At 67.7% G+C, this 23,035-nt stretch carries 24 protein-coding genes; 11 read left to right on the forward strand and 13 right to left on the reverse strand.

Annotated elements, in window-relative coordinates; translation table 11 throughout:
- Positions 1–160: 160 nt before the first annotated feature.
- The 3 genes from rpsI to ACZ1JS_RS04300 all read right to left on the reverse strand — a co-directional run bounded on the left by rpsI (position 161) and on the right by ACZ1JS_RS04300 (position 2,360).
- The gene (gene rpsI / locus ACZ1JS_RS04290) at positions 161–721 is read right to left on the reverse strand and encodes a 30S ribosomal protein S9 (RefSeq protein ID WP_465167864.1); all 561 of its coding nucleotides are present in this window, start codon (positions 719–721) and stop codon (positions 161–163) included.
- Positions 721–1,200, reverse strand: a complete 480-nt coding sequence (gene rplM, locus ACZ1JS_RS04295; RefSeq protein WP_465167865.1) for a 50S ribosomal protein L13 — start codon at positions 1,198–1,200, stop codon at positions 721–723. The genes rpsI and rplM overlap by 1 nt, the downstream gene beginning before the upstream one ends.
- A gap of 128 nt (positions 1,201–1,328) precedes the next feature.
- The gene (locus ACZ1JS_RS04300) at positions 1,329–2,360 is read right to left on the reverse strand and encodes a COX15/CtaA family protein (protein WP_465167866.1); all 1,032 of its coding nucleotides are present in this window, start codon (positions 2,358–2,360) and stop codon (positions 1,329–1,331) included.
- Positions 2,361–2,460: 100 nt separating this feature from the next.
- On the opposite strand from ACZ1JS_RS04300, the gene ACZ1JS_RS04305 reads away from it, so the two are divergent.
- Positions 2,461–3,012: a DedA family protein gene (locus ACZ1JS_RS04305; protein WP_465167867.1), complete on the forward strand. Its 552-nt coding sequence runs from the start codon at positions 2,461–2,463 to the stop codon at positions 3,010–3,012.
- On the opposite strand, the gene coaD is transcribed toward ACZ1JS_RS04305, so the two are convergent.
- The 7 genes from coaD to ACZ1JS_RS04340 all read right to left on the reverse strand — a co-directional run bounded on the left by coaD (position 3,009) and on the right by ACZ1JS_RS04340 (position 9,012).
- On the reverse strand, positions 3,009–3,509 hold the full coding sequence (gene coaD / locus ACZ1JS_RS04310; protein ID WP_465167868.1) for a pantetheine-phosphate adenylyltransferase: 501 nt from the start codon (positions 3,507–3,509) through the stop codon (positions 3,009–3,011). The two genes, ACZ1JS_RS04305 and coaD, sit on opposite strands and share 4 nt — an antisense overlap.
- Positions 3,506–4,411 (reverse strand): polyprenyl synthetase family protein, encoded by a 906-nt coding sequence (locus tag ACZ1JS_RS04315; protein WP_465167869.1) that lies wholly within the window; start codon positions 4,409–4,411, stop codon positions 3,506–3,508. The genes coaD and ACZ1JS_RS04315 overlap by 4 nt, the downstream gene beginning before the upstream one ends.
- Complete coding sequence (locus ACZ1JS_RS04320) at positions 4,411–4,653, reverse strand: exodeoxyribonuclease VII small subunit (RefSeq protein ID WP_055999565.1); 243 nt, start codon at positions 4,651–4,653, stop codon at positions 4,411–4,413. The genes ACZ1JS_RS04315 and ACZ1JS_RS04320 overlap by 1 nt, the downstream gene beginning before the upstream one ends.
- A gap of 118 nt (positions 4,654–4,771) precedes the next feature.
- Positions 4,772–5,296, reverse strand: coding sequence for a DNA-deoxyinosine glycosylase (locus tag ACZ1JS_RS04325; protein ID WP_465167870.1), 525 nt, complete (start codon positions 5,294–5,296; stop codon positions 4,772–4,774).
- Positions 5,254–6,420, reverse strand: coding sequence for a BaiN/RdsA family NAD(P)/FAD-dependent oxidoreductase (locus ACZ1JS_RS04330; RefSeq protein ID WP_465167871.1), 1,167 nt, complete (start codon positions 6,418–6,420; stop codon positions 5,254–5,256). The genes ACZ1JS_RS04325 and ACZ1JS_RS04330 overlap by 43 nt, the downstream gene beginning before the upstream one ends.
- Positions 6,421–6,459: 39 nt before the next feature.
- Positions 6,460–7,878 carry a M48 family metalloprotease gene (locus tag ACZ1JS_RS04335; protein WP_465167872.1) on the reverse strand — a complete coding sequence of 473 codons (1,419 nt, stop codon included), beginning with the start codon at positions 7,876–7,878 and terminating at the stop codon, positions 6,460–6,462.
- 63 nt (positions 7,879–7,941) lie between these two features.
- Positions 7,942–9,012 carry a PA0069 family radical SAM protein gene (locus ACZ1JS_RS04340; protein WP_465167873.1) on the reverse strand — a complete coding sequence of 357 codons (1,071 nt, stop codon included), beginning with the start codon at positions 9,010–9,012 and terminating at the stop codon, positions 7,942–7,944.
- Between the two features lie 56 nt (positions 9,013–9,068).
- Between ACZ1JS_RS04340 and ACZ1JS_RS04345 the strand changes: the two genes are divergently transcribed.
- A complete protein-coding gene (locus ACZ1JS_RS04345; RefSeq protein WP_465167874.1) occupies positions 9,069–9,398 on the forward strand; it encodes a VOC family protein in 330 nt (109 codons plus the stop codon).
- A 1-nt stretch (position 9,399) separates the two neighbouring features.
- Here ACZ1JS_RS04345 and moaB read toward each other — a convergent pair whose 3' ends face one another.
- The 3 genes from moaB to ACZ1JS_RS04360 are packed head-to-tail and all read right to left on the reverse strand — an operon-like array spanning position 9,400 to position 12,402.
- Positions 9,400–9,927 (reverse strand): molybdenum cofactor biosynthesis protein B, encoded by a 528-nt coding sequence (gene moaB / locus ACZ1JS_RS04350; RefSeq protein ID WP_465167875.1) that lies wholly within the window; start codon positions 9,925–9,927, stop codon positions 9,400–9,402.
- Positions 9,917–11,656: a lytic transglycosylase domain-containing protein gene (locus tag ACZ1JS_RS04355; protein WP_465168628.1), complete on the reverse strand. Its 1,740-nt coding sequence runs from the start codon at positions 11,654–11,656 to the stop codon at positions 9,917–9,919. Before ACZ1JS_RS04355 ends, moaB begins: the two co-directional genes overlap by 11 nt.
- 29 nt (positions 11,657–11,685) lie before the next feature.
- On the reverse strand, positions 11,686–12,402 hold the full coding sequence (locus ACZ1JS_RS04360; RefSeq protein WP_465167876.1) for a uracil-DNA glycosylase family protein: 717 nt from the start codon (positions 12,400–12,402) through the stop codon (positions 11,686–11,688).
- 120 nt (positions 12,403–12,522) lie between these two features.
- On the opposite strand from ACZ1JS_RS04360, the gene ACZ1JS_RS04365 reads away from it, so the two are divergent.
- The 9 genes from ACZ1JS_RS04365 to ACZ1JS_RS04405 all read left to right on the forward strand — a co-directional run bounded on the left by ACZ1JS_RS04365 (position 12,523) and on the right by ACZ1JS_RS04405 (position 22,953).
- Positions 12,523–14,184 carry an electron transfer flavoprotein-ubiquinone oxidoreductase gene (locus ACZ1JS_RS04365; RefSeq protein ID WP_465167877.1) on the forward strand — a complete coding sequence of 554 codons (1,662 nt, stop codon included), beginning with the start codon at positions 12,523–12,525 and terminating at the stop codon, positions 14,182–14,184.
- Positions 14,185–14,254: 70 nt separating this feature from the next.
- The gene (locus ACZ1JS_RS04370) at positions 14,255–15,754 is read left to right on the forward strand and encodes a tetratricopeptide repeat protein (RefSeq protein ID WP_465167878.1); all 1,500 of its coding nucleotides are present in this window, start codon (positions 14,255–14,257) and stop codon (positions 15,752–15,754) included.
- A 4-nt stretch (positions 15,755–15,758) separates the two neighbouring features.
- Positions 15,759–16,586 carry a 4-(cytidine 5'-diphospho)-2-C-methyl-D-erythritol kinase gene (locus ACZ1JS_RS04375; RefSeq protein WP_465167879.1) on the forward strand — a complete coding sequence of 276 codons (828 nt, stop codon included), beginning with the start codon at positions 15,759–15,761 and terminating at the stop codon, positions 16,584–16,586.
- Positions 16,587–16,734: 148 nt separating this feature from the next.
- On the forward strand, positions 16,735–17,469 hold the full coding sequence (locus ACZ1JS_RS04380) for an enoyl-CoA hydratase/isomerase family protein (RefSeq protein ID WP_465167880.1): 735 nt from the start codon (positions 16,735–16,737) through the stop codon (positions 17,467–17,469).
- Positions 17,466–18,185, forward strand: coding sequence for an N-formylglutamate amidohydrolase (locus ACZ1JS_RS04385; protein ID WP_465167881.1), 720 nt, complete (start codon positions 17,466–17,468; stop codon positions 18,183–18,185). The genes ACZ1JS_RS04380 and ACZ1JS_RS04385 overlap by 4 nt, the downstream gene beginning before the upstream one ends.
- A 9-nt stretch (positions 18,186–18,194) precedes the next feature.
- On the forward strand, positions 18,195–19,916 hold the full coding sequence (gene ilvD / locus ACZ1JS_RS04390; protein WP_465167882.1) for a dihydroxy-acid dehydratase: 1,722 nt from the start codon (positions 18,195–18,197) through the stop codon (positions 19,914–19,916).
- 69 nt (positions 19,917–19,985) lie between these two features.
- Positions 19,986–20,375 (forward strand): hypothetical protein, encoded by a 390-nt coding sequence (locus tag ACZ1JS_RS04395; protein ID WP_465167883.1) that lies wholly within the window; start codon positions 19,986–19,988, stop codon positions 20,373–20,375.
- On the forward strand, positions 20,372–21,760 hold the full coding sequence (locus tag ACZ1JS_RS04400) for an NAD(P)H-hydrate dehydratase (protein ID WP_465167884.1): 1,389 nt from the start codon (positions 20,372–20,374) through the stop codon (positions 21,758–21,760). Before ACZ1JS_RS04395 ends, ACZ1JS_RS04400 begins: the two co-directional genes overlap by 4 nt.
- Complete coding sequence (locus ACZ1JS_RS04405) at positions 21,751–22,953, forward strand: class I SAM-dependent RNA methyltransferase (RefSeq protein ID WP_465167885.1); 1,203 nt, start codon at positions 21,751–21,753, stop codon at positions 22,951–22,953. The genes ACZ1JS_RS04400 and ACZ1JS_RS04405 overlap by 10 nt, the downstream gene beginning before the upstream one ends.
- Positions 22,954–23,035: the final 82 nt, after the last annotated feature.

The raw sequence follows: 23,035 nt of genomic DNA on the forward strand, positions 1-23,035 counted from the left end.
CGTCTCTTGGATTCCGGCTCCGCCAGCGTGCGGACGGGCACTCGCTATACGGTTACGGCACAAACGAAAAGGGCGGCCCGATACCGGACCGCCCCAAACGTACCGCGACTGGCCGCAAACGGGAACCTTTCGGCGTCCCGAGCGTGCGGCCTTGTCCCGATCAGCGCTTCGAGAACTGGAAGCTGCGACGGGCCTTCGCCTTGCCGTACTTCTTGCGCTCGACGGCGCGGCTGTCGCGGGTCAGGAACCCGGCGGCCTTGACCGGCGCACGCAGGATCGGCTCGTAGCGGGTAAGTGCCTGGCTGATGCCATGCTTGACCGCGCCGGCCTGACCCGACAGGCCGCCGCCCTTGACGGTGCAGATCACGTCATACTGACCATTGCGATCGGCGACGCCGAACGGCTGGTTGATGACGAGACGCAGCGTCGGACGCGCGAAATAAACTTCCTGATCGCGACCGTTGATCGTGATCTTGCCCGAACCCGGCTTCAGCCAGACACGAGCGACGGCGTCCTTGCGACGGCCGGTCGCATAGGCGCGGCCATAGGCGTCGATTTCCTGCGCGCGCAGCGGCATGGTCGGACGGGCCGGCTCGACCGGAGCGGCGGCGGGGGCGTCGGCGCCAACTTCGGCGGCCGGAGCGGCCTGCGGGGCAGCGGCGGGAGCCTGCTGACCGGTCAGGTTCGCGAGGTCGGAAAGGGACTGGCGGTTGTCGGACATTATGCGCCCACCTTGTTCTTGCGGTTCATGCCCGCGATGTCGAGAACCTCGGGGTTCTGCGCTGCGTGCGGATGCTCGGTGCCCTTGAAGATACGCAGGTTGCGCATCTGCTCACGGCCCAGCGGACCGCGCGGGATCATCCGCTCGACGGCCTTTTCGAGGACGCGCTCGGGGAAACGACCTTCGAGGACCTTCTCGGCGGTGACCGCCTTGATGCCGCCGGCATAGCCGGTGTGCTTGTAATAGGTCTTCGTCTTCGCCTTGTTCGAGGTGAAGCGGATCTTGTCGGCATTGATGACGACGACATTGTCACCGCAATCGACGTGCGGGGTGAACGACGTCTTGTGCTTGCCGCGCAGCACATTGGCGATGATCGTCGCCGCGCGACCGACCACCAGGCCGTCGGCATCGACGATATGCCACTTCTTTTCCACCTCGTGCGGCTTGGCCGACTTGGTGGTCTTCATGAGCGCCTTCATGGGCGTTGGACCTTTCGGAAGTTAACCGCATCCACTCCGAACCGGAGCGGTGCGAACGCCGGGCAATTGCCCAAGGAGCGTCCGAAAGTCAAGCAAAGTGCGGCTTTGCTGACGGGTATCTGAATACCCTATCGCCGCCGGCCGGTGGCATGCGCTGCCCAGGTCGTCGCCACGACCAGCATCGCCCCCACGAACTGGTGCAGCGCCGCGACCTCGATCCGCACGCCGCTCATCACCGTCGCGATGCCCAGCAGGATCTGGATTCCGAACGCGATATGTACAACCTTCGCCACCTTCGGATGGCCGGCGCGCTTGGCGGCCCGTGCCAGCACGATCAGCGCGGCGACCGTCAGCCATGCCCACCAGCGGTGAATGAAGTGAACGACATAGGGGTCGTTGACGATCGCATCGAGCGGAGCCCGCGCCGCCCATTCCTCCGCCGGAAAGAACCGCCCGTTCATCAGCGGCCACTCGTTCGTTACCAGCCCCGCGTTCAGCCCGGCGACCCATGCTCCGAACAGCAGCTGGACGAACAGCACCAGCCCCGCGACCGCGCCGATCGCCGTCATCCGTGCCGGGCGCGCATAGCGATCCGCCGCCAGCTCGCGCAGGTCGAGCGCAGTCCACACCGTTCCCGCCAGAATGAACAGGGCGTTGAGCAGATGGACCGCCAGTCGAATGTGCGACACGTCGGTCCGCACCGACAACCCCGATGCGACCATCCACCAGCCGATCGCGCCCTGCAGCCCGCCCAGCGCCAGCAGCGCCAGCAACCGCCCCTTGTATCCGGCCGGAATTACGCCCCGAATCCAGAACCATGCCAGCGGCAAGGCGAATGCCAGCCCGATCACGCGCCCGAGCAGCCGGTGGACATATTCCCAGAAGAAGATGCCCTTGAACTGCGCCAGCGTCATGCCCTGATTTAGCAGCTGATATTCCGGAATGCGCCGGTAATTGGCGAACTCCGCCTCCCACTGCGCGGCGTTGAGCGGCGGGATCGTCCCCGACAACGGCTTCCATTCGGTGATTGACAGTCCGGATTCGGTCAGCCGGGTAATGCCGCCGACCACGACCATCGCCACGATCAGCGCGGCGACCCACCACAGCCAGCGGGCGATTGCACCCGGCCGGGCGCGCGAGGGAAGGGGCGGAGCGAGCATGTCCGGCATCTAGCGCTCGTACCCGTCGCGCGGAAGGGGCGTGTTTCGCTTTACCCACCGGGACTTGCCGCTACGGTGCCGCCATGCCGAAAGCCTGCCCATGACGATCGAAGCGCTGATCGCCCGCTACGGCCTCGCCGCATTGGTCCTTGGCGCGGGCATGGAGGGGGAGACGGTCGTGATCCTCGGCGGGATCATGGTCCAGCGCGGCGTCCTGCCCTATGTCGGCGCGATCCTCGCCGCCGCGATCGGATCGTTCATCGCCGACCAGCTCTTTTTCGCCGCCGGACGCCGCTTCCGCCATCATCCGCGGGTAGTGCGCTGGCAGGAAAAGCCTGCCTTCGCCCGCGCATTGACGACGTTCGAACGGCATCCGACGCTGTTCGTCTTCGCCTTCCGCTTCCTCTACGGTCTGCGCACCGTCAGCCCGGTCGCGATCGGCACTACCGGCCTGCCGCTCACGCGCTTCGCGGTCCTCAACGGGTCGGCGGCGCTGCTATGGGCGACGATCTTCGTCTCGATCGGCTATTGGTTCGGCCATGGCCTCAGCGAACTCATCGGCCGCTGGCTGCCGTCGTGGCAGGTGCTGGCGGGCGGCGGCATCGCGATCGTGCTGCTGGGCGGACTGACCTGGTGGTGGCGACGGCGTTAGTCGCCCTTGCGCCCGATCCGCTCGACCCGGGCGACGACCTCTTCACACACCGCCGGCGACACGAACTTGGCGATCGACCCGCCATACATGGCGATCTCCTTGACCAGCCGCGACGCGATCGGTTGCAGCGATACGTCGGCCATCAGGAAGACCGTCTCGATCCGGTCGTTCAGCTGCTGGTTCATGCCCGCCATCTGGTATTCATATTCGAAGTCGGCGACGGCGCGCAGGCCCCGCACGATGACACTCGCCCCCTGCCGCTCGGCAAAGGTCATCAGCAGCGCATCGAATGCGACGACCCGGATATCGCCCGCGACCCCGGCCACCTCGCGCTCGACCATGGCGAGGCGTTCCTCAAGCGAAAACATCGGCGATTTCGACGGGTTGGTCGTCACGCCGATGACCAGCCGGTCGACCAGCTTCGCGCCGCGCCGGATGATGTCCATATGCCCGCGCGTGATCGGATCGAAAGTGCCGGGATAGACGCCGATCCTCACCGATCGCGCTCCAGCACATAGCGGGCGATGGCGCGCAGCAGGTCGGCTTCGTGACCGAAGTCGCGCAGATGCTCGATCGACTGCTCGACCAGCAATCGTGCCTGTTCGCGGGCGCGGTCGAGGCCGAGCAGCGACAGGAACGTCTCCTTGCCCGCCTCGCCATCCTTGCGCAGCGCCTTGCCGACCGCCGCCTCGTCGCCCTCGACGTCGAGGATGTCGTCGGCGATCTGGAAGGCTAGGCCGATATCGCGGGCGAACCCCCGCAGCGAGGTGCGCTGATCGGCGGGCAGCCGGCCGAGGATCGCGCCCGCTTCGACCGAACAGGCGATCAGCGCGCCGGTCTTCATCGCCTGCAACCGGGTGACGGTGTTGAGGTCGAAGCTGGTTTCCTCCGCTTCGAGGTCCATCGCCTGTCCACCGGCCATGCCCGACGGCCCCGATGCATGCGCCAGGTCCGCGATCAGCTCGATACGGACGTGACTGTCGGGATGCGTCGCTTCATGCGCGAGGATTTCGAACGCCAGCGCATGCAGGCAATCCCCGGCAAGGATCGCGGTGGCTTCGTTATACGCCTTGTGGACGGTCGGCTTGCCGCGCCGCATGTCGTCGTCGTCCATCGCCGGCAGGTCGTCGTGGATGAGGCTGTAGACATGGATGCATTCGATCGCGAGCGCGGCGCGGGCGGCACGTGTCCGCTCGACATTGAACAGCCGCGCGGTTGCGAAGACCAGCAACGGCCGCAGCCGCTTGCCACCGCCGATCGCGGCATGGCGCATCGCGCGGTACAGGTTCGCGCGCGGATCGCCGGGGACCGGCAGCAGCGCATCGAACTGGCGATCCATCTCTGCCGAGATTTCGCGAAGGGCGGCGTTCAGCGACACCGGCGGCGCGATCGTCGCCATTATTGCGCGTCGAACGGCTGGGTCGAGGCGCGCCCTTCGGCATCGACCCGGATCGCCTCGATCCGCGCCTGCGCCGCATCGAGCCGCGCGGCGCATTGCGCGCGCAGCAGATCGCCCCGGGCATAAAGGTCGATCGCGGTCTGAAGGTCTTCCTGACCCGTCTCCAACCGGCTTACGATTCCCTCGAGTTCGCGGAGCGCATCTTCGAAGGACAGGGCGGAAACATCGCGTTCGTCGGACATAGGCGACGCTATGGGGCAGGGGGCGGGGCGATTGCAACTGCCGACCTTCGGCTTGCCGCAATTGCGACGGGTTACCGTTGCATAGGTATAATCGGGCGACTGTAGGCAACTGCCGAAATCACCGGCCGATATATGCGCCGATCGCGTCCCAGGCCGGCTGCTTCACCGTAACGCCGACCGTATGCAAAGGGCTGCTCGACGGCAGAGCCAGCGTGTCGACCCCCTGCACCATCGTCCGTCCCGCTTTCCAGGCCGTACCGCCATTGAACGCCACCAGCTGCAACGCTGGCAGGGTAGCAATCAGCGCGGTCACATCGTTCGCGGTCGCGTCGCGGATCGCGGCGTCGCTGCTGCCGGGGCGGGTCGCGCTCGCCACGACATCCCACAGCCCGATTCCCGCCACCCGAAGCGCCGACAGCCGCGCTTCATAAGGAAGGACGGCCAGGTCGACCCCGATCACCGGCGACAGCAACCGCCAGAACTGGTTCTGCGGATGCGCGTAATAGCGCCCCGCCGCCAGCGAGGCGTCGCCGGGCAGGCTGCCGAGGATCAACACCCGTGTCGACATGTCGACGACCGGCGGGAACGATGCCTTGCGCGTCACACCACCTGTCCCGCTGCCCAGCCGCTCGACCACGCCCATTGGAAATTATAGCCGCCGAGCCAGCCGGTCACGTCGACCGCCTCGCCGATCACATACAGGCAAGGCAGGTGCTTCGCCGCCATCGTCTTCTGGTTCAGTCCATCGGTCGCGACGCCCCCGACGGTCACCTCCGCCTTGGCAAAGCCTTCGGTGCCGTTGGGATGGAATTGCCAGCCCGACAGTCGCCGCTCGATCTCGCTCAGCACCGCGTCGCGCGCATTGCCGAGTTCACCCGTCACTTCGAACTTGGCCGCCAGCGCCTCCGCCAGCCGGTCGGGCAGGGCGGCTCCCAGTGCCGATCGCAGCCCTGCGCGGGGACGCGCGCGCTTGGTCGCGAGCAGCCAGCCGGATGGCTGGTCGGGCACGAAATCGATCGTCACCGCCTCGCGATGCCGCCAATAGGAGGATGCCTGCAGGATCGCCGGTCCCGATAGCCCGCGATGGGTGAACAAGGCCGCCTCGCGAAACTTCGCCTTGCCGGCTCCCGCCACGACCTCGGTCGCGACCCCCGACAGTTCGCGGAACAGCGCATCCTCCGGCGGAAGCGTCAACGGCACCAGCGCCGGCCGCGGCTCGATCAGCTTCAAACCGAAGCGCTTGGCAAGATCATAGGCGAAACCGGTCGCGCCGAGCTTCGGGATCGACGGCCCACCGGTCGCGACGACCAGCGACGGCGCGGTGGCGCTACGGTCCCCTTGGACGACGGTGAACACGCCATCGGCATGGCTCACGTCGCGGATCGGCTGGCCCAGCGCGATGTCCGCGCCCGCCGCTTCGTCGAGCAGCATCGCCACGATTTGTCGTGCCGAGCCGTCGCAGAACAACTGCCCCAGCGTTTTCTCGTGCCACGCGATGCCGTACCGATCCACCAGCGCGACAAAGTCCTGTGCGGTGTACCGCCCAAGCGCCGACCGTGCGAATTGCGGATTGGCCGAGACATAGCGATCCCAGCTTGCCCCGATATTGGTGAAGTTGCACCGCCCGCCGCCTGAAATGACGATCTTCCGGCCCGGCTCGGGCGCATGGTCGACGACCAGCACCCGCCGCCCGCGCTGCGCCGCGATCCCGGCGCAGAACAGGCCCGCGCCGCCCGCGCCGAGAATGATGACGTCATGGCTGGTCATCGCCCGCCCTTCGCATGGCCGAAGGGCGAGGTGAAGGGGTCAGCCTCGCACCACGACCTTCACCAACTGCCCCGGCACCAGCCGCGCGCCGTCCTCCAGCCCGTTCAGCGTCAGGAACCGATCGCGCTGGAAATCCGGATAGGCCATTTGCCGGCTGAGCGAATCGACGGTGTCGTTCGCCTTCACCGTGACGATGCGGATGCGCTTGCCGACGATCGCGTTCGCCTCGGCCTGGCTGAGCGTTCCGAAGCTGTCGAGCAGCGATTCGAACGGCCCGATGCCGCGCCCGGCCGGGGTGACGATCTGGAAATAATAGATGGCCGAGGGGTAGCGAAAGGCGACGATCGTCACATCGACCGCCTGGTTGTTGGCCGTCGCGCGCGTCGTCGCGATCGCGGCGTCGGTACCGTTGATCCGCGTCAGTTGCGGCTCGACCGCGCTGCGTGCGCCGAGTGAAGCCAGACGCTGTTGGACGAAGCTTGCCGGATCGCCCGCCGGGCCCATCCGGAACTCGGCCTGTCCGCCCTGACCGGCGATGGTCACGGCATCGGTCCCGTTCTGCAACGCATAGCCGGCGGGCGCGGTGAAGCGGATACGGAGTGCGGGATGCTTGAACGTCGTGCCGTCGATCACCCCCTGCGCGGGATCGTCGTCATAGCGCAGCCCATCGAGCATCCGCAGATAGGTCACGTCCTGCGCCGGCTGGGTCGGTGCGCGACCGGTCTGCTGCGCCAGTGCTCGCGCCCGGCGGACGCGGTCGGCGCCATTGGGGTGGGTGCTCATCCATGTCGGCACCGCATTCCCGCCCCGCCCACTGGTCTGCGCGGCCAGTGCCTGCGCCTCGTTCAGCTGGATCAGCGCATCGGCCATGCCCGACGGCGCATAGCCCGCCGCCGTTGCATAGCGGACGCCGAACTGGTCGGCCTGATATTCCTGATTGCGGCTGTAAGACAGGGTATAAAGCTGCGACCCGACGCCGGCGATCCGCCCGACCAGATCGCTGCCCGTCACCGCGCCCAGCAATGTCGCGCCGAGCGTGCCCAGCGTCGAGCGGGTGTTGCGCGAATTGCTGTGGCGCGCGGCGACATGCCCGACCTCATGCCCCATCACCGCCGCCAGTTCCGCTTCGCTGTTCATCAGCGCCAGCAACTGCCGGGTGATATAGACATAGCCGCCGGGGATGGCGAAGGCGTTCTCCACCGGCGAATTGAGCAGCGTCACCGTGAAATCGCCGCTGGCGTTCGACAGGCCCGACTGCACCGCCACCCGCTTGCCGACGCGTTCGACATAGGCCGACTGCGGCCCCGAATATTTGCCGCCATATTGCGCCAGCAACTGCGGATTGGCCTGCGCCCCCTGCGCCCGGTCGCTCTGCGAAATCGATCGCGTCTGGGCCGTCGCGGGAGCGGTGATCGTCGCGGCACACAGCATGGCCGCGGTCCAGATCCGTGTCGTCATCGTTAGGCAGTCCCCGTTCAGTCTCGTTCGGAATACGTTGCGATACGACAACGGTTCCGTCGCTCACATGAACAACTCGCCCTGTGCGCCGGCCGGCGGTCGGAAAAGATCGCAGCGCAGCGGCGCATGGCCGCCGGTCAATCCGTGCCGGCGACAGGCGATGGCAAAGCGCGTCGCCAGCAACGCTCCCCACACCCCTTGCCCGCGCATCCGCGAATGGAAGTCGGGATCGTTGTCGCGCCCGTCGCGCAGCGACCGGACGATCGCCATCACCTTCGCCGCCCGATCGGGAAAATGCGCGTCCAGCCACGCCCGGAACAGCGGCGCGACCTCGTGCGGCAGCCGCACCGGCAGGAAATAGGCACCTTTCGCGCCGACCTGTGCCGCCCGTTCGAGCAGATGCTCGATTTCGTGATCGGTGATCGCGGGAATGATGGGCGAGATCGAGACATAGGCCGGGATCCCCGCCGCGCTCAGCTTCGCCACCGCCTCAAGCCGTTTGAGCGGATGCGGCGCGCGCGGCTCCAGCGTCCGTGCGACGACCGGGTCGAGCGACGTCACCGACAGGGTGACGCTGACCAGTCCCTTCGCCGCCATCGGCGCCAGCAGATCGATATCGCGCACCACCCGGTCCGACTTGGTCGTGATCGTCAGCGGATGATTCGTCTCCGCCAGCACCGCGATACAGTCGCGCGTAATCCGCCATTCGCGCTCGATCGGCTGATAGGGATCGGTATTCGTCCCCATCGCGATCGGCCGTGCGATATAGCCGGGCCTGGCCAGTTCGCTCCGCAGCAACGCCGCCGCCTCGGGCTTGGCGAACAGCTTCGTCTCGAAATCCAGCCCGGGCGACAGGTCGTGATAGGCATGGGTCGGCCGCGCGAAACAATAGATGCAGCCATGCTCGCAGCCCCGATACGGATTGATGCTCCGATCGAAGGGCATGTCGGGCGAGCTGTTGCGCGCGATGATCGTGCGCGGCTGTTCGATCGTCACCGTCGTGCGCAGCACCGGCTCCGCGCCGTCCACCGTCTCGCGCCAGTCGAGCCAGTCGCCGTCCGCATCCGGCACCGGCAGCGCGAAGCGACCGCTTACGGCATTCTTGGTCGCTCCACGGGCAGGACGGTTGCGCATTGCGCGATGCTACCGGCTTCGATAGAACGAAGCAAGAACATCAACGGGAGGACGATATGGCGCGCCTGAACTATCTCGAACTGCCGGTCGCGTCGACCGGAACGGCGGCGGACTTCTATGCAAAGGTGATGGGCTGGAGCTTCACCGAGTACGGACCGGATTATGCGGCGACGACGACCGGCGATACCGATCTGGGGCTGGATGCCGATACGACGCTGAAGGTCATGCTGCCGGTCATTCAGGTCGATGATCTGGAGGTGACCTTGGCTGCCGTCGAGGCCGCGGGCGGCACCATCGTCGAGCCGATCTTCGCTTTCCCCGGCGGGCGGCGGTTCCATTTCCGCGATCCCGACGGGCATGTTCTGGCGGCGATGGTGCCCGAATAAGCTACCGTTCGAGCAGGCGCGGCATCAGTTCGACGAAGTTGCAGGGTCGGTGACGGCTGTCCAGCTGTTCGGCGAGGATGCCGTCCCACCCGTCCTTCACCGCCCCGGTCGATCCGGGCAGCGCGAAGACATAGGTACCGCGCGCGACACAGGCGATGGCGCGCGACTGGATCGTCGACGTGCCGATCTTGGCATAGCTTTGCCAGCGGAACAGTTCGCCGAAGCCCGGGATTAGCTTGGTCGCGACTCGCTCGACCGCCTCTGGCGTCACGTCGCGGCCGGTAACCCCGGTACCGCCGGTGGTGATGACGCACTCGACCGCCGGATCGTCGATCCATTGGTCCAGTTGCGTGACGATCGTGTCGATATCGTCGCGCACGATCGCACGGGCGGCGAGGATATGGCCCGCCCCCTCGACCCGCGCGACCAGCGTGTCGCCCGAACGATCTTCGGCCAGCCCCCGCGTGTCCGATACGGTCAGTACCGCGATCCGCACGGGCACGAACGCCCGACTTTCGTCAATTGGCATCGGCGACCCGCGTCCGGCCGGTCTTGCTCACCCGCACCGCGGCGGCACCCGGCAGGCCGGGAAATTTCGGCCACATTCCCTGTGCCAGCGCGGCGCGGCTGGCCGACGGCTTGCCCGCCTGCTTTTCGTACATCCAGTAATTGCGCAGCACAGTCATGACGTAACCGCGGGTCTCCCAATAGGGGATCGATTCGATGTACAGCAGCGGATCGCCGCCATCCTTCAACTGTACATTCCACGCCTCGACCGGGGTCGGCCCGGCATTATAGGCGGCGATGACCTTGGGCAGCAGGCCGCCGGTGAAGGGCCGGTCGCGCAATTGTTCCAGATAGCTTTGCCCGACCGCCATATTGACCTGCGGCTTCGACAGCGAAGACTTCTCCAGCTGCAACCCGTGCGCACGCGCATAGTCGGTCAACGCGCCGGGCCGGATCTGCATCAGCCCGGTCGCTCCCGCCGGGCTGACGACGCCGGCGTCGAAGCGCGATTCCTGCAGCGTGTGTGCGAACACCAGCGCCTTGTCGACGCGCCAGCCGCCCTCGGGCGTCCAGTCGGGGGCGGGATAGCGCGCCTCGGCCAGCGGCCGCGCCCCCTGCGGCCCGTTATGCGACAGCCACAATTGCGTCGCGGGCAGGTTCAGGCTGCCGCACAGCCGGGTCAGCGCCGCATAGTCGCTGGCTCCCCCGATCCGCGCCTGATGGCGCAGCAGCTTGTCGGCCAGCGCGCCTTCGCCGATTTCGGTCAGCGCGGCGGCGACCTTGACGTTCGATCGCCGCTCCAGCGCACGCCAGTCGTCGGTCGCGGGCGCGCGGCCATTGGCATCGGCCCCGTCGATCAGTCCCAGCGCCTGCCGCGCCAGCAATCCGTAATAGGTCTCGCCATATTGCGCCGCAGTCTGCAATCGGCCCTGCACCAGATCGGGCCGGCCGCAGGCGATGTCGGCGCGCGTCGCCCAATACAGCCCGGCCGAACGCAATTCGGTATCGCCCGCGCGCTGCGCCACGCTGGCGAACGCGCTTTGCGCGGCTGCGCAGTCCTGCTGCCGCCATGCCGCCAGTCCCTGCGTCCAGTCGGCCTGCGCCGCCCAGTCGCCCGACCCGCGCTGCGCCACCGCCGCCAGCCGCCGGGCATTGGCATCGTCGCCCGCCACGAAATAGATCCACGCGACGCGCCCGCGCATCTCGGTCAGCGCTTCCGGCGTCAGTTCCGATTCGCGCGGGCCGATCAATGCTTCGGCTGCGGCGCCGTCATCGGCCTTCACGAACGGCTTCATCGCTTCGAGCAGTTGCGCGGCGGCGGCATCGCTGCGCGCGGCCTTCGCCCGGACCCGCACCGGCGCGGCATCGAACCATACCAGCTTTTGCGGCGTGGGCAGTTCAGGCACCGCATCCGCTCCCCGCAGCTTCGCGAGCCGCGCCAGATCGGGCGCCTGCGGCAGGTCGGGTGCCTCAACCAGCAGCGCCAGCAATTGCGGCAGTTCGACCTTGGGCGACCCCTTTGCCGTATACAGTTCGGCGCGTGCTACGGCGTGCAGCGGCCCTGGCTTCATCGCGTCCAGCCGCAACTGCGCATCCGCCCAGCGCCCGCCACGAATCGCCGCGAACACCTGCGTATAAGCGTCGCGGTCCTCCGCCGACAATTGCGGCGGCACCCGCGCCTCGACCGGTGTCCGGGCGACGCTCCCCAGCGTCGGCGCTTCGCCGGCATAAGCGGGAAGGGCGGGCAACATCAGCGCCGCGAACACGATGGGGGTCAGCTTCACGTGGTCGTTTCCCTGGTAAGCAACTGTAGGTGCCGCCAGCTTTCCGCCTTGGCCAAGGGCCGCTCCAACAGGAAGCGCGGATGGAAAGTGGCGATGGCGGGGCAGTCTATGCCATCATGATGAAGGGTGCGTAAACCACCGCGTTGTCCGTCCGGCCCCAACAGCGCCCGGCACGGTTCCGCCCCGAACAACAACAGCTTGGCGGGCGCGACCAGCGATACCAGCCGCTGCGCCAGATCGTCGAGCACCGCCTGCGCCTCGCCCGGGATGCGCCCGGTCAGGGGCCGCGCGTGCGCGACGCCGGCGATCGTCACCGCATCCCGCTCCAGTCCGATTGCCGCAAGCATGCGGTCGAGCAGCACGCCGACCGGTCCGGTCATCCACCCGGCCTCCGCCGAATCATCGGCTTCGGGCAGGTCGGTCAGAATCATCAACGCCGGATTTTTTGTCGCGACGACGGGCAGGCGTTCGGCATTCCATCCGGCCTCCGGCACGGCATCGCCCATCCGCCACGTCAAAAACGCATCGAGCGTGTCGGGCGGCAGGTCGGCGACCGGCGTCGACGCTACGGCAGCGGGCGCTCGCGCCGGTGCGGGGGTCGCGAACCAGTCGCGCAGTTCGTCTTCGACCAGCGTGTCGACACCGGCATCCTGCCACCATTCCAGCGCGCTGGCTGCGGCTTCGTGCCACTGGATATGCTGGTCCGCCCCCATGCCGCCTTTAACGCTTGCCTTGACCTCCCCGTCAATCTGCCCAAATCGTGCGGGAGGACAGGGCGTTGCCGTAGCGCGACGAGGTTGGGCCGCACGCGGCGCCTGCGATGAGGATGGAAGATGAGCGAACGGGAATCGATGCCCTATGACGTCGTGATCGTCGGCGCGGGGCCTGCCGGCCTGTCCGCGGCGATCCGGTTGAAGCAGATGGCGGGCGAGACGGGCGAGGAGATCGCCGTCTGCGTCCTCGAAAAGGGGTCGGAAGTCGGCGCCCATATCCTGTCGGGCGCGGTGTTCGATCCGCGTGCGATGGACGAACTGCTGCCCGACTGGCGGGAGCAGGGCTGCCCGATGGCCGAAGTGCCGGTGACGGAGAACCATCACTGGCTCCTGTCCGAAACCGGCAGCAGCGAAGTGTCGCACCGCATCCTGCCGCCGTTCATGCAGAACAAGGGGACCTATACCGGGTCGCTCGGCAATATGTGCCGCTGGCTGGCCGAACAGGCCGAGGGGCTGGGCGTCGAGATCTTCCCCGGATTTGCGGCGGCGGAAATCCTGTATCACGAAGACGGTTCGGTAAAGGGCGTCGCGACCGGCGACATGGGCGTCGCGCGCGACGGCACGCACAAGCCCGACTGGCAGCCCGGCCTCGAACTCCACGCCAAATATACCTTCTTTGCGGAAGGGGTGCGCGGGCATCTGTCGAAGCAGATCATCCGCACCTTCGATCTCGCGCGCGACAGCCAGCCGCAGGTCTATGGTCTGGGCATCAAGGAATTGTGGGACATTCCGGCGGAAAACCACGTGCCCGGCCGGGTGATCCATACGCAGGGCTGGCCGCTCAGCGAAACGCGCGGCTCGAATGGCGGCGGTTTCCTCTATCATCAGGCGAACGGGCAGGTAGCGCTGGGCTTCGTCACCTGGCTGAACTATTCCAACCCCTATCTCTCGCCCTTCCACGAGATGCAGCGGTGGAAGACGCACCCGGCGATCGCCGCGATCCTGAAGGGCGGCAAGCGCGTGTCCTATGGCGCGCGTGCGATCAACGATGGCGGGTGGCAGTCGGTGCCGAAGCTGACCTTCCCCGGCGGCGTTCTGGTCGGCTGTTCGGCAGGGTTCCTGAACGTTCCGCGGATCAAGGGCATCCATACCGCGATGAAGTCGGGCATGATGGCCGCCGAAGCCGCCTTCACTGCCGTCCGCGACGGGCGGCAGGGCGACGAACTGACTGCCTACACCGCCGCCTATGAGGCAAGCTGGGTGTATGAGGAACTGCGCAAGGTCCGCAACGTCGTGCCGCTGGTCAAGAAGTTCGGCGATTTCGTCGGATCGGGCGTCGCCAATGCGACGATGTGGGCCGAACATTGGGGGCTGCGCATGCCCTTCACCATGGGCCATCATCCCGATCACGAAAGCCTGTGGCGTAAGGATCAGGTGCAGCCCATCGCCTATCCCAAGCCCGATGGCGTGCTGAGCTTCGATCGCCTGTCGTCGGTGTTCCTGTCGAACACCAATCACGAAGAGGATCAGCCGGTCCATCTGACGCTGAAGGACCCCGACGTTCCGGTCGCGTACGACCTGCCGCTCTATGACGAACCCGCGCAACGTTATTGCCCGGCGGGCGTATATGAAATCGTGGGGGCGGAGACGGACAACCCGAAATTCGTCATCAACGCGCAGAACTGCGTCCACTGCAAGACGTGCGACATCAAGGACCCGACGCAGAACATCAACTGGGTCGTGCCGGAAGGCGGCGGAGGACCGAATTATCCGAACATGTAGTCTCGGCATCCTCGCGGCGGCGCTGTTCGCGTCGCCGGCACTGGCCGTCGACACCCCGCTTGCCGCCTATATGCGGGCGCGTGCCGCCGATGCCGATGGTCGGGCGACGATCGCGGCGCAGGGCTATGCGCAGGCACTGGCGGCGCAGCCGTCCGATCCGGTCATTGCCGTGCGGGCTTTGCGGGAGGCGCTGGCGAGCGGCGACCTGGTGCTCGCGCGCCGTGCCGGGGCGGTGTTGCGTGCTGCCGATGTCGCGCCGCCCGACCTCGATATCCTCGCCTTTGCCGACGCGGTCGACAAGCGAGACGCCGCCGGACAGCGGGCGGCACTGACGCGGCTGGCTGGATCGCCACTGGGCTTCCTTGCGCCGCTGCTGGCCGAATGGGTCGATCAGCCCGCTCCCGCCGTCGCTGGCGACGGCGGCGCGATCCCCCGTCGCTACGCCGCCGAAAACCATGCGCTGCGGCTGCTCGCGACCGGACAAATGGCGGAGGGCGTTGCGGCCGTTCGCACCCTGTTGACCGTTGGCGGCAACGATGCCGATTTCCGCCTGAACGCCGCCCAATTGCTGGCACGTGCGGGGCAGGGCGATACCGCCCGGGCACTTCTCGCCGGCGACGACCCGGTCCTGTCGCGCAGCGCCGCGACGCTCGGCCGGGGCAGCAAGGGCGATGCCCGTTTCGGCATCTCACGCCTTTTGACGCGCATGGCCGGCGACTTGTCGGCGGAAGGGACCGAGCCGCTGGCGATCATGCTCAGCCGCTCCGCCCTACAACTCGACCCTCGATATACCCGCGCCCGCCTCGCGCTCGCCGATGCGCTGGCCCGCAGCGACGCGACCGCCGAGGCGCAGGCAACGCTGGCGGCGATCCCCGCCGACGATCCCTTCGCATCCAGCGCCGCTGCGCTCGCCATCGTCATCCAGCAACGCGCCGGCAATCTCGACGCCGCCCTCGCACTCGCCGCGAAACAGGCCGAGCGCAGCGATGTGACCACCGCCGGCCTGCGCCGCTATGCCGATCTGTTGCTCGAAACCGGTCGCGCCAAGGAAGCCGCCGCCATCTACGCCCGTGCCATGGCCCGGCCCGGCGCGGCCACCGACTGGTCACTTTATCTGCAACGTGGCGCTGCGCTCGACCGCGCGGGCGACTGGGCGGCAGCGCTGCCGATGCTACGCCGCGCCGTCGAACTGGCGCCACAGGAACCCGCCGCGCTCAACTATCTCGGCTATGCACAGGTCGATCGCGGCGAGAATATCGTCGAAGCGACGCGAATGCTCGAACGCGCCCATGCCCTAGCCCCCAAGGACCCGGCGATCGCCGACTCGCTCGGCTGGGCGCGGTTCCGCGCCGGTGACCTGAAGGCCGCGCTGCCGCTGATCGAAGGGGCTGCGCGCGAGGCCCCCGACGATGTCGAGATCAACGAACATCTCGGCGATGTCTATTGGGCCGCCGGGCGCCGGGTCGAGGCGCGCTATGCCTGGCGCGCGGCATCGGTCGAGGCGGAGGGCGCCGATGCCACGCGATTGGCGAGCAAGCTTGCGAACGGACCCGCTTCGTCGCAACGCTGACCCGATGATCGTCGAACCCGCTCCCGCCAAGCTCAACCTCGCGCTCCACGTCCGCGCGCGGCGCGCCGATGGCTATCACGAACTCGAAACGCTGTTCGCCTTCGTCACCGATGGCGACACGGTGACGTTGTCCCCCGCCGAGCGCGACGGCTTCGCCATCACCGGCCCGTTCGCAGCGGGGTTGAGCGGGGAGGGCGACAATCTGGTCACCCGCGCGCGCGACGCCTTCCGCGCCAGCTTCGGACCGGGCGATGCGCTCACGATCGTGCTCGACAAGCACCTTCCCATCGCGTCAGGAATTGGCGGCGGATCGGCCGATGCTGCCGCGACGCTGCGCGGACTGGCGCGGTTGCACGGCGTCGCGCTCGACGATCCGGCGCTGATGGCGATCGCCGACCGACTCGGCTCCGACGTTCCCGCCTGTCTGGTCGGTCGCACCATGATCGGTCGCGGGCGCGGCGAGCGACTGACCCCGATCGATGCGCCGAAACTGCCGGTGCTGCTGGTCAATCCCGGCATCGCCGTTTCGACCGCGCAGGTCTTTGCCGGCTGGGACCGTATCGATCGCGGGCCGATCGGCGACGGCGACGCGTTGTCGATCGCTTCCGCCGGCCGCAACGACCTCGAACCGCTCGCCCGCGCGCTGGCGCCCGCGATCGACGACGTCCTCGCCGCGCTTCACACCGCGTCGGGCGTCAGGCTCGCGCGCATGTCGGGATCGGGCGCGACCTGTTTCGCACTGTTCGACGACCCCGCCGCCCGTGCCGAAGCCGCCGCCACCATCCGCGCCGCCCAACCCGGCTGGTGGTGTCTCGAAACGGCACTCGCGTGACGGGGCAACGTGCCGAAGCGGGGCAGGGCCCGCGACGCGCCCCCCGTGAAACATCTGGCACGAAGTTTGTAACGAAAAGGGCGCGGATCAGACGCCAGGAGCGGATCGTCCGTGGGCGGTCTCTTCGGACGCCGCCCACTTTTTCCCCGTGATCGACGTCACGCGCGACGGGTACGTCGCCACCCTCTGGTTGGCGCGTGGGGCGAGCAGGAACGCGCTGTCGACCGGGCATTGGCGCGATCTTGCCGCCACGGTCGCCGGTCTTGCCGCTTCGGACGCCCGCGCCGTGCTGATCGCGTCGCGCGAACCGGGGATTTTTTCGGCAGGCGCCGACATCGCCGAATTTCCCGACCTGCAGCATATCCCCGCCCGCGCCACCGCGTTTCGCGAAGCGCTGTCTGCCGCGATCGAGGGGGTCGCCGCGCTGCCCATGCCGGTGATTGCCGTCGTCAATGGAGGCTGTTTCGGCGCAGCGGTCGCGCTGATCCTCGCCTGCGATATCGTCGTCGCCGGGGACGACGCCCGCTTCGCCATTCCACCGGCCCGGCTCGGCATCCTCTACCCGCCCGCCGACGTCGGCCGCTTGATCGCCGCTGTCGGTAACGGCCATGCCGCCCGGCTGCTCTTCACCGGCGACACCATCGCTGCCGACGAAGCGCACTCGATCGGCCTGATCCACCACAGGGTGCCCGCAGCATTGCCGCTCGCCCGGATACTCGCCGCCCGCATCGCTGGCAACGCGCCACAGGCCGTTCGCGGCCTCAAGCGCATCCTAAACGCCGAACCCGGTGGCGACGCCCGGTTCGACGCCGCCTTTGCCGGTCCCGAACTGCGCGAAGGACTTGCCGCCTTTCAGTCCCGCCGCCCGCCGGAGTTTCCATGACCGACCATCTTCCCGGCCGCGATACGTCGTTGCTGCTGCTCTGCGACCATGCCTCGGCGTTCGTGCCGCCCGATATCGCCATCGCGTCCGAATTGCTGGCGCTGCATATCGGCGTCGATATCGGGGCCGGCCCGCTGACCCATGCCCTGTCGACCAGCCTGGATGCGCCCGCGATCCTCGGCACCGTGTCGCGGCTGGTCATCGACCTCCATCGGCAGAGCGATCATCCCGGCCTGATCCCCACTGTGTCGGATGGCCGCGCCATTCCGGCCAATATCGACGCGGACCGCGCAGATCGCATCGCCCGCTTCCACGCGCCCTATCACCGCGCGATCCGTGAACAGGTGCGGCGCGACCGCCCGCGCCTGATCGTCGCGATCCACAGCTTTACCCCGCAACTCGAACTGGGCGGCGGCCCGCGTCCTTGGCAGGCCGGCATCCTCTACGGCCGCGACGGCCGCGCCGCCCGCATCGCCATCGACTTCCTCCGCGCGCAGGGGATACCAACCGGCGACCAGGAGCCATATTCGGGCCGCCTGCTCAATGCGACGCTGGACCGTCACGCCGATGGGCAGGGCATCCCTTCGCTATCGGTCGAAATCCGCAACGAGCTGATCGCCGATCCGGCCGGCGTCGCCCGCTGGAGCGCAGTCTTGACCGACATGATCGCCGCGGTGCGCAACGGACTTGCGTTGAACGCTGCTCCTGCGCAATAGGCTGTCGCCATGACCCAGCAATTCGACAAGTCGCGGCTGCCGAGCCGCCATGTTTCCGTCGGCCCCGAACGCGCGCCGCATCGCAGCTATTACTACGCGATGGGCATCGCTGAAGAGGATATCGCCAAGCCCTTCGTCGCGCTCGCTTCCGCCGGCAACGACAGCGCGCCGTGCAACACGACGCTCGATTTCCAGGCCGACGCCGCGCGCGAAGGCGTGGTGGCGGGCGGCGGCATGCCGCGCCGGTTCAACACCATCACCGTGACCGACGGCATCGCGATGGGCCATCAGGGGATGAAATCCTCACTGGTCAGCCGCGAGGTCATCGCCGATTCGGTCGAACTGTCGGTGCGAGGCCATTGCTATGATGCGTTGGTCGGCTTCGCCGGCTGCGACAAGTCGCTGCCCGGCATGATGATGGCGATGCTCCGCCTCAACGTGCCGTCGATCTTCGTCTATGGCGGATCGATCCTGCCCGGCCGGTTCGAGGACCGCGACGTGACCGTCGTCGACGTGTTCGAAGCAGTCGGCCGCTATGCCGCCGGCACCTGCCCGCTGCACGACCTGACCGCGCTCGAAAAGGTCGCCTGTCCCGGCCACGGCGCCTGTGGGGGCCAGTTCACGGCCAACACCATGGCATGTGTCGGCGAAGCGATCGGTCTGTCGCTACCCAATTCGAACATGGTGCCCGCGCCCTATCGCAGCCGCGAGGAAATCGCGATCGCGGCGGGCAAGCAGGTCATGGAGCTGGTCCGCCTGAACCTGCGCCCGCGCGACATCGCCACCCGCGCCGCGTTCATCAACGCCGCGCGTGTCGTCGCGGCGACCGGCGGCTCGACCAACGCTGCGCTGCACCTGCCGGCAATGGCGTCGGAAGCCGGCATCGAATTCGACCTGTTCGACGTCGCCGAGGCTTTCAAGTCAACGCCTTACGTCGCTGACCTGAAGCCCGGCGGCAAATATGTCGCCAAAGATATGTACGAGGCCGGCGGCGTCTACATGCTGATGAAGACGATGCTCGCCAACGATCTGCTCGACGGCAGTTGCATGACCGTGACCGGCAAGACGCTCGGCGAGAATATCGACGAGGTGACGTGGAACCCCGATCAGAAGGTGATCTACGACGTCAAGACGCCGATCACCCCGACCGGCGGCGTCGTCGGCCTGCGCGGAACGCTTGCCCCCGACGGTGCGATCGTGAAGGTCGCTGGCATGAAGCGGTTGCAATTCACGGGAACCGCACGGGTTTTCGATTGCGAGGAAGATGCCTTCGCCGCGGTCGAAGCACGCAGCATCACCGACGGCACCGTCATCGTCATCCGCTACGAAGGGCCGAAGGGCGGTCCGGGAATGCGCGAAATGTTGTCGACCACCGCCGCCTTGTACGGCTTGGGCATGGGCGAGAGCGTGGCGCTCATCACCGATGGTCGCTTCTCGGGCGGTACGCGCGGCTTCTGCATCGGCCATGTCGGTCCCGAAGCGGCCGAGGGCGGTCCGATCGCGCTGGTCGAGGATGGCGACATCATCACCATCGATGCCGATGCGGGAACGATCGACCTCGACGTTGCCCCCGATGTGCTGGCGGATCGCCGCGCCAAATGGCAACCGCGCGTCAACGACTATCAGGCGGGTGCCCTGTGGCGCTACTCGACCACGGTCGGCCCGGCCTATCAGGGTGCGGTGACGCATCCCGGTGCCAAGGCCGAGCGTCACGTCTACGCCGACCTCTGATGATGCGAGCGACCGCTATCCGCGCGGACGCGGGGATACCGGTCGCCCGGCTTGTGGTATCGATCGCCGATGATCGAAAAACGCCTCCTCTTGATCCCTGCGCTGCTGCTCGGCGCTTGTGACCGGCGACCCGACCCGAATGTCCTCGCCAATGTCGAGGCGGAGCAGCGCACCGCCGCCGCCGATGCCGGTCGCATCGAATGTGCGACTGGTACCGCGCCGGTCGCGGCCGATTGCACGATCGAACGCATCGCCGATGGCGGCGATACGATCCTGACGCTGCGCCAACCCGATGGCGGATTCCATCGGCTTCGCATTACCCGCGACGGACGCGGTGTCGTTGCGGCCGATGGCGCGGAGGCGGCGCGGGTGACCGTCATCGGCAACGACCGGATCGAGGTCGCGATCGGCGACGCACGCTACCGCCTGCCCGCCACCATCGGGCCGGTCGTACGATGACGCTGTTTCCGGCCGGCGCGCCGATCCTGCGCGCGGCCGAGATGCGTGCGGCGGAAGCTGCCGCCTTCGCATCCGGCGTGTCGCAGGACAATTTGATGGAGCGTGCCGGCACTGCCGTAGCGCAGCAGGTCCAGCGTGTCGCCTTTGGAAGGCCGATCCTCGTCCTCGCAGGACCCGGTAATAATGGTGGCGATGCCTTTGTCACTGCACGACTTTTGGCCCGATGGGGTAATGATGTAACGGTCGCCGTACTCGCGGGAAAGCCGGATGGTGCCGCTGTCCGAATGCGGTCTGCATGGACCGGTCCGGTGACGTCGCTCGACGCCGCGACGCCGCGACCGATCCTCGTCGATGGCCTGTTCGGTACCGGCGTCACCCGTTCGCTCGATCCCGCCCCTGGCCGTCGCCTCGCCGCCCTGTCCGAGAACGCCTTCGTCGTCGCGATCGACCTTCCGAGCGGCGTCGACAGCGATGCCGAGCAATGCTTTGCCGGTGCCGGCCGCGCCGGCCTGACCGTCGCGTTGGGGGCGCTCAAACCGGCCCATGCGACCGGACCCGATGTGGAACGCATGGGGCATGTCGTCCTTGCAGACCTCGCCATTGAACTGCCAACCGACGTCCGTACGATCCGGCGTCCGAGGATCGACCCGCCCGCCCGCACCGCGCACAAATATAGCCGTGGCTTGATCGCGGTGCTCGGTGGCGCGATGCCGGGTGCCGCCCGCCTCGCGGCGCGTGCTGCACTCTCGGCTGGTGCCGGCTATGTCGTGCTGACTGGCGACGATGCTGGGCAGGGCGGTCCCGACGCACTGGTCCGCCGCAACGATCTGGACGCGCTATTAGGTGACGAACGACTTGCAGCGTTGCTGATCGGCCCCGGCCTCGGCCGCGACGACCACGCCCATGCCCTGCTCGACCGGGCGATCGTCACCGACGTGCCGCTGGTCATCGATGGCGACGCGCTCTCGCTGCTCGGTGAAGCCGGCCCCGAACGCATCGCCGCCCGCACCGCGCCGACCTGGCTGACCCCGCATGAGGGCGAATTCAGCCGCATGTTTGGCGGAAAGGGCGGCAACAAGATCGACCGCACCCGCCAAGCTGCGCTACAGGCGCGCGCGACCATCGTTCACAAAGGCCCCGATACCGTGATCGCTTGCCCGCAGGGTACCGCTATCGTCTCCACCCACGGCCCTTCGTGGTTGTCCACCGCCGGCACCGGCGATGTGCTGGCTGGCGCACTCGCCGCGCGCTTGCGTCCGGGTGGCGCCGCCGCTGCCGAACAGGCGGTCTGGTTGCATGGCCGCGCCGCGCGCCTCGCCGGGCCGGCATTCGTCGCCGATGCGCTGATCGACCATCTGGGACAGGCGATCGCCGAATGTCGCTGATCGATGACGATGTGATCGTCCGCGTCGCGGCGCGGGGCGAAGGGGTGACTGCTGACGGCTGCCACGTCCCCTTCGCTGCGCCCGGTGACCGCCTGCTCGGCGACGGCTCGATCGAGCCTGGCCCGCACCATGCCGAACCGCCCTGCCGACACTTCCCGGCCTGTGGTGGCTGTCAGCTGCAACATCTTGATCACGCGACGGAAAGTGATTTCGTCGTCGACCGAGTGGCCGGTGCGCTCGCCTCGCAATCGCTGACCGCGACCGTCCGCCCGGCGATCCTTTCCGCGCCCCGGACCCGCCGCCGCGCCACACTCCATGCCGACCGGCGCGGCAAGCAGGTGACGCTCGGCTTCACCGAAGCCGGCAGCCATCGCATCGTCGACGTCCGCGAATGCCACGTCCTGCTCCCGGAATTGTTCGCTGCCATCGCGCCGTTGCGCCGCCTGCTCGCGACCGCGCTCAAGGACCGCACGCGCGCCGACGTCCATCTCGCTTGTGTCGATCAAGGTGTCGATGTGCTCATCATCGGCAAGGTCGCCGAAGGGCTCGCCGCCGCCGAAGCGCTGACGATCTTCGCTCAGGAACAGGGGCTTGCCCGGTTGTCGATCGACGACGGCATGGGGCCGGAGGCGCGGTGGGAACCCGAACCGGTCACCGTGACGCTGGGCGGCGTGCCCGTGCCGTTCCCGCCCGGCAGCTTCCTGCAGGCAACCGGCGATGGTGAGGCAGCACTGATCGCCGCGGTCGACGAGGCCGTCGCAGGTGCGGCGATCGTCGCCGATCTGTTCGCCGGGCTCGGCACCTTCACCCTGTCGCGCGGCGCCGACGTCCGCACCTATGCCGGCGAGGCGGGACGCGAGGCGATCATGGCGCTGAAGCTCGCCGCCGCCCGCGCTGGACGTCCGATCGTTGCCGACCATCGCGACCTGTTCCGTCGCCCGCTGACCCCGGCCGAGATCGACCGATTCGACGCCGTCATCCTCGACCCGCCCCGCGCCGGTGCCCGCGAACAGGCGGCGGCACTGGCCGACGCAAAGGTGCCGGTCATCGCCTATGTTTCGTGCAATCCCAGTAGCTTCGCGCGTGATGCGAAGACATTGGTGCAGGCCGGCTACCGCCTCGACTGGGTGCAACCGGTCGGCCAATTCCGCTGGTCGACCCATGTCGAGCTGGTCGCGCGATTGGTCCGCTGACTTTCCTACTTGGTCCGGTTTTGCCATCCATGATCGGCGCCGGGGCAGGGGGAAGCCCAGCATGACACGAACCGCGCACAAG

The organism is Sphingomonas sp. BL-S-05 (assembly GCF_055521695.1).

Bases quoted from the DNA above. Each gene is read 5' to 3' on its own strand.
- ACZ1JS_RS04385 (WP_465167881.1), top strand. From the start codon at position 17,466: ATGACCGACCATCTTCCCGGCCGCGATACGTCGTTGCTGCTGCTCTGC.
- ACZ1JS_RS04375 (WP_465167879.1), top strand. From the start codon at position 15,759: ATGATCGTCGAACCCGCTCCCGCCAAGCTCAACCTCGCGCTCCACGTC.
- ACZ1JS_RS04340 (WP_465167873.1), bottom strand. From the start codon at position 9,012: ATGCGCAACCGTCCTGCCCGTGGAGCGACCAAGAATGCCGTAAGCGGT.
- ilvD (WP_465167882.1), top strand. From the start codon at position 18,195: ATGACCCAGCAATTCGACAAGTCGCGGCTGCCGAGCCGCCATGTTTCC.
- ACZ1JS_RS04320 (WP_055999565.1), bottom strand. From the start codon at position 4,653: ATGTCCGACGAACGCGATGTTTCCGCCCTGTCCTTCGAAGATGCGCTC.
- moaB (WP_465167875.1), bottom strand. From the start codon at position 9,927: ATGCCAATTGACGAAAGTCGGGCGTTCGTGCCCGTGCGGATCGCGGTA.
- ACZ1JS_RS04365 (WP_465167877.1), top strand. From the start codon at position 12,523: ATGAGCGAACGGGAATCGATGCCCTATGACGTCGTGATCGTCGGCGCG.
- ACZ1JS_RS04405 (WP_465167885.1), top strand. From the start codon at position 21,751: ATGTCGCTGATCGATGACGATGTGATCGTCCGCGTCGCGGCGCGGGGC.
- ACZ1JS_RS04370 (WP_465167878.1), top strand. From the start codon at position 14,255: ATGCGGGCGCGTGCCGCCGATGCCGATGGTCGGGCGACGATCGCGGCG.
- ACZ1JS_RS04325 (WP_465167870.1), bottom strand. From the start codon at position 5,296: ATGGGCGTGGTCGAGCGGCTGGGCAGCGGGACAGGTGGTGTGACGCGC.
- ACZ1JS_RS04355 (WP_465168628.1), bottom strand. From the start codon at position 11,656: ATGTTGCCCGCCCTTCCCGCTTATGCCGGCGAAGCGCCGACGCTGGGG.
- ACZ1JS_RS04305 (WP_465167867.1), top strand. From the start codon at position 2,461: ATGACGATCGAAGCGCTGATCGCCCGCTACGGCCTCGCCGCATTGGTC.
- ACZ1JS_RS04345 (WP_465167874.1), top strand. From the start codon at position 9,069: ATGGCGCGCCTGAACTATCTCGAACTGCCGGTCGCGTCGACCGGAACG.
- ACZ1JS_RS04330 (WP_465167871.1), bottom strand. From the start codon at position 6,420: ATGACCAGCCATGACGTCATCATTCTCGGCGCGGGCGGCGCGGGCCTG.
- ACZ1JS_RS04360 (WP_465167876.1), bottom strand. From the start codon at position 12,402: ATGGGGGCGGACCAGCATATCCAGTGGCACGAAGCCGCAGCCAGCGCG.
- ACZ1JS_RS04400 (WP_465167884.1), top strand. From the start codon at position 20,372: ATGACGCTGTTTCCGGCCGGCGCGCCGATCCTGCGCGCGGCCGAGATG.
- ACZ1JS_RS04395 (WP_465167883.1), top strand. From the start codon at position 19,986: ATGATCGAAAAACGCCTCCTCTTGATCCCTGCGCTGCTGCTCGGCGCT.
- ACZ1JS_RS04315 (WP_465167869.1), bottom strand. From the start codon at position 4,411: ATGGCGACGATCGCGCCGCCGGTGTCGCTGAACGCCGCCCTTCGCGAA.
- ACZ1JS_RS04300 (WP_465167866.1), bottom strand. From the start codon at position 2,360: ATGCTCGCTCCGCCCCTTCCCTCGCGCGCCCGGCCGGGTGCAATCGCC.
- rplM (WP_465167865.1), bottom strand. From the start codon at position 1,200: ATGAAGGCGCTCATGAAGACCACCAAGTCGGCCAAGCCGCACGAGGTG.
- ACZ1JS_RS04335 (WP_465167872.1), bottom strand. From the start codon at position 7,878: ATGACGACACGGATCTGGACCGCGGCCATGCTGTGTGCCGCGACGATC.
- rpsI (WP_465167864.1), bottom strand. From the start codon at position 721: ATGTCCGACAACCGCCAGTCCCTTTCCGACCTCGCGAACCTGACCGGT.